The organism is Luteimonas sp. GW821-FHT14E02, from assembly GCF_058803905.1.
Window position 1 is genome coordinate 190439 of the sequence record NZ_JBXAPK010000007.1, and the last position, 14618, is coordinate 205056.

Annotated in this window: 12 protein-coding genes; 8 read left to right on the plus strand and 4 right to left on the minus strand. The window is 63.8% G+C overall.

Annotation, left to right across the window (positions count from 1 at the left end; all coding sequences use genetic code 11):
* Window positions 1-24: 24 nt before the first annotated feature.
* The 8 genes from AC1RNP_RS13335 to AC1RNP_RS13370 all read left to right on the plus strand — a co-directional run bounded on the left by AC1RNP_RS13335 (window position 25) and on the right by AC1RNP_RS13370 (window position 10426).
* Window positions 25-1380, plus strand: coding sequence for a Gfo/Idh/MocA family protein (locus AC1RNP_RS13335; protein ID WP_493051751.1), 1356 nt, complete (start codon window positions 25-27; stop codon window positions 1378-1380).
* A 139-nt stretch (window positions 1381-1519) separates the two neighbouring features.
* Window positions 1520-1918 (plus strand): heavy metal-responsive transcriptional regulator, encoded by a 399-nt coding sequence (locus AC1RNP_RS13340; RefSeq protein ID WP_493051752.1) that lies wholly within the window; start codon window positions 1520-1522, stop codon window positions 1916-1918.
* Between the two features lie 122 nt (window positions 1919-2040).
* Entirely contained in the window at window positions 2041-4380 is a 2340-nt protein-coding gene (locus tag AC1RNP_RS13345; protein ID WP_493051838.1) for a heavy metal translocating P-type ATPase, read from the plus strand.
* 153 nt (window positions 4381-4533) lie between these two features.
* On the plus strand, window positions 4534-4905 hold the full coding sequence (locus tag AC1RNP_RS13350; RefSeq protein WP_493051753.1) for a CopL family metal-binding regulatory protein: 372 nt from the start codon (window positions 4534-4536) through the stop codon (window positions 4903-4905).
* 114 nt (window positions 4906-5019) lie between these two features.
* Window positions 5020-7752, plus strand: coding sequence for a TonB-dependent receptor (locus AC1RNP_RS13355; protein ID WP_493051754.1), 2733 nt, complete (start codon window positions 5020-5022; stop codon window positions 7750-7752).
* Window positions 7749-7889: a hypothetical protein gene (locus AC1RNP_RS13360; protein ID WP_493051755.1), complete on the plus strand. Its 141-nt coding sequence runs from the start codon at window positions 7749-7751 to the stop codon at window positions 7887-7889. The genes AC1RNP_RS13355 and AC1RNP_RS13360 overlap by 4 nt, the downstream gene beginning before the upstream one ends.
* A 12-nt stretch (window positions 7890-7901) precedes the next feature.
* Window positions 7902-8594 (plus strand): hypothetical protein, encoded by a 693-nt coding sequence (locus AC1RNP_RS13365; RefSeq protein WP_493051756.1) that lies wholly within the window; start codon window positions 7902-7904, stop codon window positions 8592-8594.
* Complete coding sequence (locus tag AC1RNP_RS13370) at window positions 8591-10426, plus strand: 2Fe-2S iron-sulfur cluster-binding protein (RefSeq protein ID WP_493051757.1); 1836 nt, start codon at window positions 8591-8593, stop codon at window positions 10424-10426. Before AC1RNP_RS13365 ends, AC1RNP_RS13370 begins: the two co-directional genes overlap by 4 nt.
* Window positions 10427-10564: 138 nt before the next feature.
* Here AC1RNP_RS13370 and AC1RNP_RS13375 read toward each other — a convergent pair whose 3' ends face one another.
* From AC1RNP_RS13375 to AC1RNP_RS13390, 4 genes are read right to left on the minus strand one after another with little or no spacing between them, the layout of a single operon-like run.
* On the minus strand, window positions 10565-10840 hold the full coding sequence (locus tag AC1RNP_RS13375) for a hypothetical protein (protein WP_493051758.1): 276 nt from the start codon (window positions 10838-10840) through the stop codon (window positions 10565-10567).
* Between the two features lie 49 nt (window positions 10841-10889).
* Window positions 10890-11615 carry a c-type cytochrome gene (locus AC1RNP_RS13380; RefSeq protein WP_493051759.1) on the minus strand — a complete coding sequence of 242 codons (726 nt, stop codon included), beginning with the start codon at window positions 11613-11615 and terminating at the stop codon, window positions 10890-10892.
* Window positions 11616-11625: 10 nt separating this feature from the next.
* Window positions 11626-12696: a copper resistance protein B gene (locus AC1RNP_RS13385; protein ID WP_493051760.1), complete on the minus strand. Its 1071-nt coding sequence runs from the start codon at window positions 12694-12696 to the stop codon at window positions 11626-11628.
* A complete protein-coding gene (locus AC1RNP_RS13390) occupies window positions 12693-14597 on the minus strand; it encodes a copper resistance system multicopper oxidase (RefSeq protein ID WP_493051761.1) in 1905 nt (634 codons plus the stop codon). The genes AC1RNP_RS13385 and AC1RNP_RS13390 overlap by 4 nt, the downstream gene beginning before the upstream one ends.
* Between the last annotated feature and the right edge of the window lie 21 nt (window positions 14598-14618).

The window sequence follows — 14618 nt, forward strand, 5'->3', positions numbered from 1 at the left end:
AATGTCGTATGGAGAGAGATCGCAATGCATCGTAGAGACTTCATCCTCGCCGCCGCTGCGCTGGGCGCGACCAGCCTGCTGCCATCCCTGCCGACCCACGCGGCCCGCCGCCGCCTGCGCCTGGGCATGATCGGCACCGGCATGCGGGGGCAGGTGCTGCTGCGCGAACTGTTGCGTCGCGACGATGTCGAGGTCGTCGCGCTGTGCGATATCGAGCCGATCATGCTCAAGCGCGCGCTGGAGATGGCGGACGAGGCCGGAAAGCCTGCGCCAAAAACCTATGGCGAGGACAAGGATGTGCACGCCTATCGCCGTCTGCTGCAACAGCGCGGCCTGGACGCGGTGATCATCGCCACGCCGTGGGAATGGCATGCGCCGATGGCGATCGAAGCGATGGAAGCCAGGATTCCGGTCGGTTGCGAAGTGGTGGCCGGCATCACCCTGCAGGATCACTGGAACGTATTGGAAACGCAGCAGCGCACCGGCACGCCGTACATGCTGTTGGAGAACGTCTGCTATCGGCGCGACGTCATGGCGGCGTTGCAGATGGTGCGCGCGGGCCTGTTCGGTGAACTCGTGCATCTGCAAGCCGGCTACCAGCACGATCTGCGCGGAGTGAAGTTCAATTCCGGAAATCCTGACCAGCCATACGGCAGCGGCGTTGAATTTGGCCCGAAGGCCTGGTCGGAAGCGCGCTGGCGCACCGAGCATTCGGTGCGTCGCAATGGCGAGCTGTATCCGAGTCATGGCATCGGCCCGTGTGCGATGGTTACCGGCATCAATCGCGGCAATCGCTTCACCCACATCAACAGCTTCGCCACCAAGGCACGTGGTCTGCACGATTACACCGCGGCAAAAAGTGGCGGTGCCACCCATCCCAGCACGCAGGTGAAGTTCAAGCTGGGTGACATCGTCACCACGACCCTGGCCTGCGAGAACGGCGAGACCATCCTGCTGCAGCACGACACCTCGCTGCCGCGGCCTTACTCGCTCGGTTTCCGCGTGCAGGGCACCCATGGCCTGTGGATGGATCTGAACCAGTCGATCCACATCGAAGGCCGCAGCCCGCCGCATAAATGGGAGCCGTTCCAGGCCTATCAGGATCAGTACGATCATCCGCTCTGGCGCAAGTACGCCGACAGCGCCGCCAGCGCCGGGCATGGCGGCATGGACTATTTCGTCATCCATGCCTTCGTCGAGGCGGTGAAGGCGGACGCGCCGATGCCCATCGATATCTACGACGCGGTGGCCTGGAGCGCGATCACGCCGCTGTCGGAACAATCCATTGCCGAAGGATTCAAGACGCTCGAGTTTCCGGACTTCACCAAGGGCCTGTGGCGGTCGCGCAAGCCGATTTTCGCGTTCGATGCGAGCTATTGAGGGCCGCTTGAGGTAATCAGACTGGCGCAGCCGCTTCCAAGACGCCACCGCCACACCGGTTCGTAACAAGGGCTTGACTCTGGACCATGGTCCAGGGTGCAGACTTGCCGCATTGAAGGCCCAGAAACCGGAGTGCACGGTGAAAATTGGTGAACTCGCGCAGCGTGTCGGCGTCGGCATCGACACGGTGCGTTACTACGAACGGCAGGGATTGCTGCCGCTGCCGGCCCGCCGGGATTCCGGCTACCGTTCGTTCGAGGCCTCGGACGTGGCGCGCCTGCGCTTCGTGCGGCGGGCCAAGGCGCTCGGCTTCACTCTGGGCGAAATCCGCGATCTGCTGTCGCTCTCCGACCATCGGGACGACGACATGGCCGGCCTCAAGGCGACGGCCGCGGAGAAATTGACCGAGATCGAGGTCAAGATCGCCGAACTCGGCCGCATCCGCGACGGGCTCAAGGCCCTGGTGGATGCCTGCCCCGGTCACGGCACCCTTGATCATTGTCCGATCCTCAATGCGTTGGTGGAGGAGCGGACGTGAGCACGCATCCTCCTTCGGGGCATGGCGGTCACAATGCGGCCGGTCAGGGCCACAGTTGCTGCTCGACGCACAAGACATCCGCCGCCGCGACGCAGTCGTCGGCGCGCGATCCCGTCTGCGGCATGCAGGTCGATCCCGCGACCACAGCACACCACGCCACGCATGCCGGCGTGGAATACCACTTCTGCTCGGCGCGGTGCCGCGAGAAATTCGTGGCCGACCCGGTGCGATACGTGTCATCGGAAGCCGAGGGCACCCCCGGCGCCCCCGCGCACGACCACACCGCGCATGGACATCACGTCACCTCGGCCAAGACCGTGCCATCCGCACCCGCCGGCATGATCTACACCTGCCCGATGCACCCGCAGATCCGTCAGGAAGGGCCGGGTACCTGCCCGATCTGCGGCATGGCGCTCGAACCGGAGATGCCGAGCCTGGAGGAGGACGACAATCCGGAGCTGCGCGATTTCTCGCATCGCTTCTGGTGGACGCTGCCACTATCGCTCGTCGTGCTGGCACTGGCGATGCTCGGGCATCGCATCACCTTTCTCTCGACGGAAGCGCGCACCTGGTTCGAGCTGATCCTGAGCGCGCCCGTGGTACTGTGGGCGGGCTGGCCATTCTTCGTGCGCTGCGCGCAGTCGATCCGCAATCGCAGCCCCAACATGTGGACGCTGATCGGCATCGGCGTGGCGTCCGCATTCGGTTACAGCGTCATCGCCACCGTCGCGCCGGATCTGTTTCCGGCCTCGTTCCGCGAGCATGGCAGGGTTGGTGTGTATTTCGAGGCTGCCGCTGTCATCGTCTCGCTCACGTTGTTGGGCCAGCTACTGGAGCTGCGGGCGCGCTCGAAGACGTCCGCGGCGATCAAATCCCTGCTCGGCCTGGCGCCCAAGACGGCGCGGCGCGTCAACGACGACGGGAGCGAAGAAGACATCCCGCTCGAACACGTGCATGTCGGCAACCGGTTGCGCGTGCGCCCCGGTGAGAAAGTGCCGGTGGATGGCGAAGTGCTCGAAGGCCGTTCCAGCATCGACGAGTCGATGCTGACCGGAGAAGCCATTCCGGTGGAGAAGACTGTCGGGGTCAAGGTGATCGGCGCCACACTCAACGGCACCGGAAGCCTGGTGATCCGTGCCGAGAAGGTCGGGTCGGAGACGGTGCTGTCGCAGATCGTGCAATTGGTCGCGCAGGCGCAGCGTTCGCGCGCACCCATGCAGCGCATGGCCGACAAGGTGGCGTTCTGGTTCGTGCTGGCCGTGCTCACCGTCGCATTGCTCACATTGCTGGGCTGGGGATTGTTCGGGCCGGAGCCGTCGTGGACGTATGCCGTGCTCAACGCCGTTTCCGTGTTGATCATTGCCTGTCCCTGTGCGCTTGGCCTGGCGACGCCGATGTCGATCATGGTCGCGACTGGCCGCGCTGCGAAGGCCGGCGTGCTGTTCCGCGATGCCGAGGCGATCGAGCGGTTGCGCACGATCGATACATTGATTGTCGACAAGACCGGCACCTTGACCGAGGGCCGGCCCGCGTACCGCGACGTGATCGTGACCGAAGGCTTCACCGCGGATCAGGTGCTGCAATGGGCCGCCAGCCTGGAGCAGGGCAGTGAACACCCGCTCGCCGAAGCGATCCTGGGCGAGGCCAAGCGCCGCGACCTGGCATTGGAGCGCACGGAAGATTTCGAATCGGTCACCGGCATGGGCGTGCGCGGACGTGCTTTCAATCGCGCGCTGGCACTCGGCAATCAAGCCTTGATGACGGAAGTGGGCGCCGATGCTGCACCGGTGCGCGGCGATGCCGAACGTTTGCGCAAGGAAGGCGCCAGCGTGATGTATCTCGCGGCCGAGGGCCGTCTTGCCGGCGCGATCGCCGTTGCCGATCCTATCAAGGCCACGACGCTGCCGGCGTTGAACGCACTGCGCGCAGCCGGATTGCATCTGGTGATGGCATCCGGCGATGCGCAGGCCACGGCCGCGGCTGTCGGGCACACGCTGGGGATCGAGGAGGTGTACGGCGAAGTGCGTCCGCAGGACAAGGCGGCGCTGGTGCAGCGGTTGAAGAACGAAGGCCGTCGCGTGGCGATGGCGGGCGATGGCATCAACGATGCGCCGGCGCTGGCCGCGGCCGATGTCGGCATCGCCATGGGCACCGGCACCGATGTCGCCATGTCGAGTGCGCAGGTGACGCTGGTCAAGGGCGACCTGCGCCGGATCCTGCAGGCGATGGAGATTTCCCGCGACACGGTCGCGAACATGAAGCAAAACCTGGGGTTCGCCTTCCTCTACAACGCGCTTGGCGTGCCGTTGGCTGCCGGTGTTCTGTACCCCGTGTTCGGGTGGCTGCTGAGTCCGATGATCGCGGCGCTGGCGATGAGCCTGAGTTCGGTGTCGGTGGTCAGCAATGCGTTGCGTCTGGCGTCCTCGCCGGCGGCTGCTTCTCCGGAGACGCGTCGCGCCTAGCTCGCGCGCGGCGCTTCCTGCCGTTGAACGCGTCATGGCTGGAGTTTCCTCCAGAGTTCTCTGGAGGAGATCTCCGGCCAATAGCTTCACGCGATGTTGACATGCGCTTTTTCGTCATGTTAATTGAGAGTCGAATATCGCTCCCGCACGCCTATGTCCCCGTCCGGCATCCTGTTGCGCTGCCTGCTCATCGTGACGCTCTGTCTCGAGAGTGGCCTGTCGCTGTGGGCTTCCGGTGCCATGGCGGTCGAGCGCGCCGCGCATGCGGCAACGGCCGACCGGCCTGACGCCAGCGGCGACTGCGAGGACGATGCGTCGCCCGGGCAGAAGGGCGCGCCCCACGAGGATTGCGATTGCGGCGCGGGTTCGGGATGTGCCTGTGACTGCGTGCTCCCCGTATTCGCATCCGCGAGTACCGTGCCGTTCGCGGCACAGCATCTGCTGGCCGACCGGCCCGCCGTGCTGCGACAGATGCCGGCGGCACCTGCCGTCGCCGCACGCGTTTTCCGACCTCCAATCGGCTGATCGAGCCGGCCACCGCGTCGTGGCCTCCATTGCCTTGAGTGCACCCGTGGCACGTTTGCCGCGCCGGCTGCGCCGTGGCCATTCGACCGATCAGAATCGTGAGGAGTTTTCTCCATGTTTCGTATGCGCAACCCTCTTGCCCTGGCGATCGGCGCGTTGCTGTCCGCCGGAACGACAGGCATCGCCTTCGCACAAACCACCGAAACGGCTGCCACCTCTCCGGAATCGACCTCGCAGGAAGCGAAGACCATGGAGACCGTGACGGTCACGGGCAGCCACATCAAACGCGCACAGATCTCGGGCGTCGGGCCTGTCACCGTGATCGATCGCGAATCGATCGAACGCTCCGGGGCCATTTCCGTGGAAAATCTGTTGCAGCGATTGCCGGCTAGCGCCGGTTTCGCCGGCAACCAGACCAATGCCTATTGGGCGGACAACGGCTACGGCACGACGCAGGTCAACCTGCGCGGCCTGGGCATCAATCGCACGCTGGTCCTGCTCAATGGCCGCCGCGTCGTTTACGGCGGCACCGGCGCCAACAGCGCCGTCGATCTCAACATCATTCCCGTCGCGCTCATCGAACGCATCGAGGTGCTGAAGGATGGCGCGTCGGCCATCTACGGCGCGGATGCCGTGGCGGGCGTGGTCAACATCATCACCCGGGAAAAATTCGACGGATTCGAGGCCGCGGTGCGCTACGGCAAGACGTTCCATGGAGACGGCGAGGAGCGCGCGGCCGATCTGACCTGGGGCGCGAGCGGCGACAGCGGCTCCTTCATGGCCGCGCTCAACTATTCCGAAAGCGGCACGGTCAACATGGCCGACCGCGCGCCTTGCGGTCTGGGCGAGGAGGACGGGCGTCTGGTCTGCGTGGGAAGCTCCGCCACGATCGGCGGGCGCGCGGTGCTCGCCGACGGACAGCGCATCAACTTCAATCAGGATCCGAACGGCGACGGCGATTCCTACGAAACGTATTCACCAGCCAAGCACAACTTCAACTCCAATCCATATCTCAACGCGGTCAATCCGATCAAGCGGATCAGCGCCAGTGCATTCGGAAATCTTTCGCTGTCAGATGACGTGGAGTTGTTCACGGAGCTGATGTACACCAAGCGCAAATCCGATCAGCTCGCCACGCCTGGCGCCATCGGCCAATATCGTCCGATCAACATCGCTGCCGATCATCCCACCAATCCGACCGGCCAGGACCTGTTGCTGCAACGTCGCCGGCTGCTGGAGGCCGGTCCCCGCAAGTTCTATCAGGACACGGATACATTTCGCGTAGTCCTCGGGTTGGAGGGCAGGATCGGCGTCGGCTGGGACTGGTCCACGGCGTTCAACTGGGGACGTAATACCGGCACCGATCGCACGACCAATGTCGCCAATCTCGATCGCGTCGATCAGACACTGAACACCGCGCTGTGCGGCAATGCGCCGGGTGCGGTGATTCCGTGCGCGGATTACCTCGGTTATGGCGACATCACCCAGGACGTGCTCGACTACATCATGTTCACCACCCGCGACAAGGGCGGCAACGAACAGAAAAGCTTCACCGCCAACCTCAGCGGACAGCTGTTCGAACTGCCCGCGGGGTGGGTCGGCCTGGCCACCGGTGTGGAAGTCCGCAAGGAGCGCGGCTGGCGCGATCCTGATCCGCTGACCGTGCTCGGCATCGCCAACACCAATCAACAGGATCCGATCTTGGGCGAATACACCGCCAAGGAAGTGTTCGCCGAGATCGCGGTGCCGCTGCTGCAAGGCAAGGCACTGGCGGAATCCCTGGACTTGAACGCGGCGGTCCGCTATTCGGACTACGACCTGTTCGGCGCCGATACGAATTACAAGATCGGCATCGATTGGCAGATCGTGCCCGCGCTCAAGCTGCGCGCCAACTACGCCACGGCGTTCCGGATTCCCAACGTTCCGGAACTCTTTGGCGGCGTGTCCGAAGGCAATCTGACGACGACCGATCCCTGCAGCGGCTGGAGCGATACGTCGCCCTCGTCGGTCATCTACCAGAATTGCCAGGCCTCGGGCGTGCCCGTGGGGTACGAGCAGCTCGGCAATACCGTGCTGACCACCGTTGGTGGCAACGATGAGCTGCAACCGGAGGATGCGAGAACGGTGACGGTCGGCCTGGTGTGGACGCCGGCCTTCGTCGATGACCTGACGGTGACGCTGGACTATTTCAACATCAGGATCGAGGACGCGATCCAGCGCGTCGACGGCTCCACCAAGCTTGCGGCCTGCTACAACTCGCCCGGATTGAGTCATCCCTTCTGCAGCGGCCAGTTCACACGCAACCCGCTGACTGGCGAGATCGATTTCCTGCTCTCGCAGCCGCAGAATCTCGCGACCGAAAATGTGTCTGGCGTCGATCTCGGCGTGCTGTACCAGTTCGTGGTCGACGATTGGAACGCCGCGCTGAGCTGGGACGTCTCCTATCTCGACCGATACGACGTGCGCCCGTACCAGGGAGCGGATGAAATCCGCTATGCCGGCAAGATTACCGGTGGACGCGGCAGCTACACCCGCTGGCGCTCGTTCGCCTCGCTGACGCTGGCGCATGGCCCGTGGTCGGGTTCGTACAGCGCGCAGTACATCGGCCGTGCGGAAGACATCAACGCCTTGCCCGGTGACATCGGCGATCACGCCCCGAGCGTCACCTATCACAACCTTCAGGCGAAGTACGCGTTCAACGCATCCTTCGATGTCGCGGTCGGCATCGACAATCTCTTCGACAAGAAGGCGCCCTTCATCCAGAGCTGGACGGATGCCAATACCGACACGATGACCTACGACCTGCTGGGACGACGCTGGAACCTCAAGGCAACCTATCGCTGGTGATCTTGCTGGTGATCTTGCTGGTGATCTTGCTGGTGATCTTGCTGGTGATCTTGCTGGTGATCTTGCTGGTGATCGAGGGTGCGATTCCGTCGATGACTCCGACGGAATCGCACGCCGGCCCAACCGTCCATGTCTAGGCAGGTACTGAAATGAAACCCGCATTCTGGGCGCGCCGCGCCCACAAATGGATCGCTCTGGCGATCGGTGTGCAGGCGCTGCTGTGGATGGCGAGCGGCTTGTACATGACTTCCATCTCGATCGACATCATCCATGGCGATCATCTCGCGCATGCCAAATCCAAACCGTTGGCTCCTGTCGTGTCATTGGTCGATTCGGACGCACTCAAGGAGCGGTATCCGGGGCTGACGTCGTTCCGGCTCAAGCGGCTGCACGAGCGCGAGGTCTACGAACTGCATCAGGACAAGACGATCACGCTGGTCGATGCGCGAACCGGACAGCAACTGAGCCCGCTTGATGAAGCGGCGGCACGGCAACTGGCGCAAGTGCTGTATCGGGGCAAGGCGCCGATCGAGACGGTCCAACTCGTCAGGAAAGCACCGCAGGAAGTCGCGACACGGCCGGTCCCGATGTGGCGTGTCGCGTTCGCCGACCGCAACGAAACCACGCTCTACCTCTCGCCGCAAACCGGGGAACTGCTCGCCAAACGGCATGACCTGTGGCGCTGGTTCGACTTCCTCTGGATGTTTCACATCATGGATTACGAGCAGCGGACCGACGTCAACAACGCACTGCTGCGGTTCGCGGCCGCGCTCGGCTTCGTGTTCGCATCGAGCGGGCTCTGGCTCCTGCTGTACAGCTTCAACCGGAGGCGCGCCGCATGACGCCGTGGATCCGCAGGCTGCACAAATGGGTCGGACTGATCATCGCGCTGCAGTTCGTCATCTGGATGGGCAGTGGTCTGGTGATGAGTCTGCTCGATCACGACACCGTCGAGGGGCATCACCACCGGGCCGAGCATGCGCACAAAGCCCCTGCCTGGCCAGACGACACCGTGGCGCTGGAGAAAATCCTGGCACAGGCCAAACGCCCGGTGCAGATGATTGATGCAACATGGCTGCAGGGAAGGCCGGTCTATCGCCTGACGTACAAGACAACGGCCTGGCTCGTCGATGCGAGGAGCGGACAACCCGTGCGGATCGATGCCGCGCTGGCCGCCGGAATCGCCGCGGCGGATTATCGCGGGGATGGTCGGCCCGATCGCCCGGAATGGCTCGATGCCGCTCCGCTGGAAGCACGCGGGCATCCGGGGGCGATCTGGCGCGTGCACTTCGACGACGAGGACAACACCACGCTCTATGTCTCCGCGCAGGACGGACAGATCCTGGAACGCCGCAACGACACCTGGCGTTTGTTCGACGTGGTCTGGATGCTCCACATCATGGATTACACGGGGCGCCAGAATTTCAACAATCCGCTGGTGATCATGGCCGCATCCGGCGGTCTGTGGATCGCGCTCTCCGGCCTCTGGCTATTGGTGACGAGCCTGCGTCTGAGCGAATTCGTTCCCGCGCGATGGCGTCCGGCGCGGAAATTGACGGTCTTCGACGGCGGCGGCGCGAAGTTGCGTTCGATCGAGTCGCGCGCCGGCGACACCGTCTTCGTGGCGATGGCCAGGAACGGATTGCAGCTGCCCTCCAACTGCGGAGGCGGCCAGAACTGTGGCCTGTGCGAAGTGCGCGTTCGTGGAACGGCGCCGGTGCCCACGAGTGCGGATCGCAGCCACATGACCGACAGTCGGTTGCGATTGGGATACCGTCTCGCCTGTAACCTGCCGGTGAGCGAAGACCTCGAGATCGAAGCTTCAGCCGGTGCCGATCTCTGGATCGAGCGCGTCGCGGAAGTGATCAAGGTGACCGCGGTGACGCCGTTCCTGCGCGAGATCGTCCTGATGCCGCAGGCGGCTCTCGGCACCGAATTCCGTCCCGGCGCCTATCTGCAAATGCATGTGCCGGGCTACGAGCTGTTGCGTCACGATATCGGGCACCCGGAGCATCATCGCGAAGACTGGAAGACGATGGAGTTGCCGGACAAGCTGGTGAACAAGATGCCGGTGCGGCGCTCGTACTCCCTGGCGCTTCCGATCGAAGAGGCAGACGGAAATCTGACATTGCTGGCGCGCTTCAGCCCGGGGCGTCCCTCAGGGAAGCGACATCCCGTCGGCAAGGGCTCCACTTATCTCTACTCCCTGAGGCCGGGTGACATCGTCCGTTTCAGCGGACCATTCGGCGATTTTGCCCTGAAGCCCGGCGGGAACGAAAAAATCTTCATCGGCGGTGGAGCGGGGATGGCGCCCTTGCGCGCGATGCTGCATTCCCGGCTTGCGCAGGGAGCGGAAGAGCGCATCCACTTCTGGTACGGCGCGAGAAATCTCCGCGAAGCGCCTTATGTCGACGAAATGGCCGGAATCGCCGCCAAGCATCCGAATTTCAGCTGGCATCTGGTGTTGTCGGAAGACATCGAACAGGGCGCCGGCCTGCTTCAGGGCTGGGTGCATGACGCCGTGCACGACGGCCTGTTGCGCGATCATCCCGGCCTTTCCGCCTGCGAGTTCTATCTTTGCGGCCCTCCCGCCATGTTGGCGGCAACGCGCAAGTTGTTGCGCGAACTTGGCGTCGCAGAGGAGCAGGTCGCCTTCGACGATTTCAAGATTTGAGCACAGGCGTGGCGATGCGCGATCCTGATGCGGAAATCGGTCGTCACCGGTGATGGAATCGTAGCGACTTTGCGCGGAATGGCACCGCCCCTCTCCTGCATGCGGAGGAGAGGGGCGTTCTCAATCCAGAGGGCGCGCCTACATTCCTTTGCCGGCGGCGAACTCGGCCACGCTCAAACGGCCGTCCTTGTCGGTGTCCAACATGTCGAAGTGCGGGCCAAGCTTGTGCTTCGCCAGCTCCGCCTTGGACAAGCTGCCGTCCTTGTTGGAATCCAATGCGGTGAATTCACTGGATTTGATGGCCTGACCGGCCTTCTCGGTCTTGGGTGGATGCGGGCCGTCATGCGCGTGGGCAACGGCGATGGCGACGAGCAGGGAAAGCGCGAGCAGAAAGAGTGAGGAAGTGCGATTCATGAAAACTCTCCAAAGAGTCGAGGGATTGGCAGATCGAACACTCGAAAGTTCAATGTTCGTGGCCGTCGTGATCAGCCGGTTCGGATCGCGGCACGGAATCGGTGGCCTGCTTCTCCGGTGGCATGGCGTGTTCGTGCGATTTGCCTTCCATCGGCATGGATGCGTCGTTGGCGTCGGGAGCCATTGCATCGTGGGCGTGGCTCCCGGCTTCGCCGTCCTTATGCGAATGCCCGCCGGTTTCGCCGCCGCCGTGTTCGTGGCCGCCGCTGCTCGCCACGAGCGCTTCGTATTCGGCCTGATCGAGCTTCGGCAATGTCTGCAGGAACGCGGCCATGTTCCAGATGTACTCGTCGTCCATGCTCTTACCCCAGGCCGGCATGCCGCTGGCCTTGATGCCGTGCTTGATGGCCCAGAAGGCCTTGGCCGGCGCAACGGCGTGTTGCGAGAAGTCGGGCGGGGGCGGGTACAGGCCCTTGCTCAGTTCCGTTTGCTCCGCGCCGGGAGAAAGATGACAACCGGCGCACATGGCGGCGTAGTTCCCGGCGCCCTGGCGAACGCGAACGGGGCTGGTGATGTCCGAAGGAACCTGCAATGCGTTCGCACGTTTGGCGATCGAGCGCTCGCGGGCAAGGCTCAGGAGCGTATAGACCGGCCGTGTGTGCGGTTCATCCGCGGCGACGTTGTAGGCGCCGGAATAAACGATAGCGGCGCCGCCGGCAGCGGCCACGACGGCGAGCACGCCGATCGTGAGAACGGCGATGGTGATCGTTTTCATGAGAGCCTCCTCAGAACCAGGTGCGAAGGCCGATGACGACACGGGTGTCGTCGACGTCTTCGAATTCTTCGCGGCGCAGGTCGGCCGTGTTCCCGAACGCACGCTCGTAGACCACGCCGATGTACGGCGCGAACTTGCGCGTGAATTCGTAGCGCAGCCGCAGGCCCGCCTCGGCGGTGCTCAAGCCGGAGCCGATGCCGCGCGCGGAGTCGTTCTTGCCGAACAGGTTGACTTCGACCAGCGGTTGCAGGATCAGGCGGTTGGTGAGGAGCAGTTCGTACTCGGCCTCGAAACGGGCTGCGGTCTGTCCGTGCTCGCCGACGTAGGCGGTGGCTTCGACTTCGAACTTCTGCGGCGCCAATCCCTGCACGCCGATGGCGGCGAAGGTTTGCGAATCGCCGGGCTTGAAATCCTGGCGAACGCCAGCGACCAGATCCCACCAGGCGGAGATGCTGCGGCCATAGAGCAGCTCCAGATCCGCTGCTTCGGTGCGGCCGTCGCTGCGTTCGCCTTCGCTGCGCAGCCAGAGGCGATCGAGGTCGGTGCCGATCCAGCCCTGGCCTTCCCAGGCGAATGCGGTGCCTGGATCCGCATCGGAGACTTCGAGGCGATTGATCAGGAAATAGCGCTGGATCGCATTATCGAGCATGTCGTGGCGATGCGATGGCGCGATCGCGGCGGCACGGTCCGCATCGGTGACGGGCGGGATTGGCGTGCGCGGCTGAGTTGGCGCGGCTGGCGTCGTCGATGTCTTGTGCTGCATGCCGGCGTGATCCATCGCCGGCCTCGAAGGGGCGTCCTTGGGCATCGTGCCCATGTCGTGGCCCATCTTCGAGTGATCCATCTCTTGCGCTGGTGATGCAGCCGGCTTCTCTGTTCCATGGCCGGCATGGCTTTCATTTGTCGCCGGCTTGGTTTTTTTCTTCTGAGTGGTTTGTTTTCCGGGTTGCTGGGTCGAAGCCGGTTGCATCGGCATCTGCATCTTGGAGTGATCCATTTCCTGCGCCGCCGCCGTGACGGGAAGCAGCGGGAGCAGCGCGAGAGTCAACAAGCTTGCGCGAAGGAATGCGGAGGCGTTCATGCGCTGGCCTCCTCGACGCGAACGGCGCGCATCATTCCCGCTTCCATGTGATAGAGCAGGTGACAGTGATAGGCCCAGCTGCCCAAGGCGTCGGCGCGCACGCGATAGCTGCGTTTGCTGCCCGGCGGCATGTCGACGGTGTGCTTGCGCACCAGGAAGTTGCCCTTGTCGTCCTCGACGTCGCTCCACATTCCGTGCAGGTGGATCGGATGCGTCATCATCGTGTCGTTGACCAGCACGATGCGCACGCGTTCTCCATAGTTGAGGCGGAGCGGTGCCACTTGCGAGAACTTCTGGCCGTTGAAGCCCCAGGAAAATTTTTCCATGTGGCCGGTGAGATGCAGTTCGATCTCGCGGCCGGGATCGCGGCCGTCGGGATCGTCGAAAGTGCTCTTGAGCATCGCGTAGGTGAGCGCGGTGCGGCCGGTGTCGCGCAGGCCGTTGCCGGGATCGTCGAGACGCGAGGTTGGCGTCATCGCCTGATTGTCGATCAATGGATTGCGCGTCTCGCTCGCCGGATGCGATTGCATGCCGGTGCCGTGATTCATGTTGTCCATCGCGCTTCCTTGCATGGCGCTCATGTCGTGGCCCGCATGTGGATCGGAAGCGGGTTGCTGCGCGGATGCCTTCCCATCATCCTGTGCGCCGTGCTGCATCCCCGCCATGCCCATGTTGGCGCCGCAGCTGCCTTCCATGCCCTTGCCGCCGGACATGTCCATGCCGCCCATGCCATTGTGATCCATGCCCATGTCGGCCATGGTCAGGATCGGACGCGGATCCACCGCCGGCACCGGCGCGCGTAATCCCTCGCGTACCGCCAGTGTGCCGCTGACGTAGCCGGTGCGGCCGGAATCCTGCGCGAAGATCGTGAAGGCGTCCTGGCCGCTCGGCTCGACGATGACGTCGTAGGTTTCGGCCACGGCGATGCGGAATTCATCCACCGTCACCGGATGCACGTATTGCCCGTCGGCGGCGACGACCGTCATCTTCAAGCCGGGAATGCGCACGTCGAAATAGGTCATCGCCGAGCCGTTGATGAAGCGCAGTCGCACCTTCTCGCCGGAACGGAACAAGGCGGTCCAGTTGCCCAGCGCCGTGGTGCCGTTCATGAGGTAGGTGTAGGTGTTCGCGTTGACGTCGGACAGGTCGGTCGGCGTCATCCGCATCTGCCCCCACATCTTGCGGTCCTCGACCGTGGCGGCGAAGCCGCTCTTCTTCACGTCGCGGAAGAAATCACCAACCGTGCGTTTGTAGTAGTTGTCATGGCCCGGCATCTTCTTCAGCCGCGAGAACAGCGAAGCCGGATCCAGATCGGTCCAGTCGGACAGCATCACCACGTAATCGCGGTCGTAGCTGAAAGGTTCGGGTTCGATCGGATCGATCACCAGCGGGCCGTACAGGCCGGCCTGTTCCTGGAACGCGGAATGGCTGTGATACCAGTAGGTGCCGCCCTGGCGGACCGCGAAACGGTAGTGGAAGGTTTCACCACGGCGAATGCCGTCGAAACTCAGTCCCGGCACGCCGTCCATGTTGGCCGGCAGCACGATGCCGTGCCAATGGATCGAGGTGTCGCTGCCGTGTATCGAACCGGCGGGCAGCGCGTTGGACACGCGCAGATTGACCGTGGTGCCTTCGTGCCAGCGCAGCAGCGGTGCCGGGATTGAACCGTTGACGGTGATGGCCGGGCGCGTGCGGCCGGTGAAATTCATCGGCGTCTCGCCGATGCTGAGGTCGAACTCGGTGCCGGAAAGCACGTTGGCATTGCCCGGGCCTTTCAAGGCCCAGCTCGATCTGGGCCACAGGCCGAGGCCGGCGATGGCGCCGCCGGCGGCCAGGCCCTGCACGAAGCGGCGCCGCGACAGATGGCGCGGGCCGCCGATGCCGAAGGAATCAGATGACATGGAAACTCCACATGCGTCGAA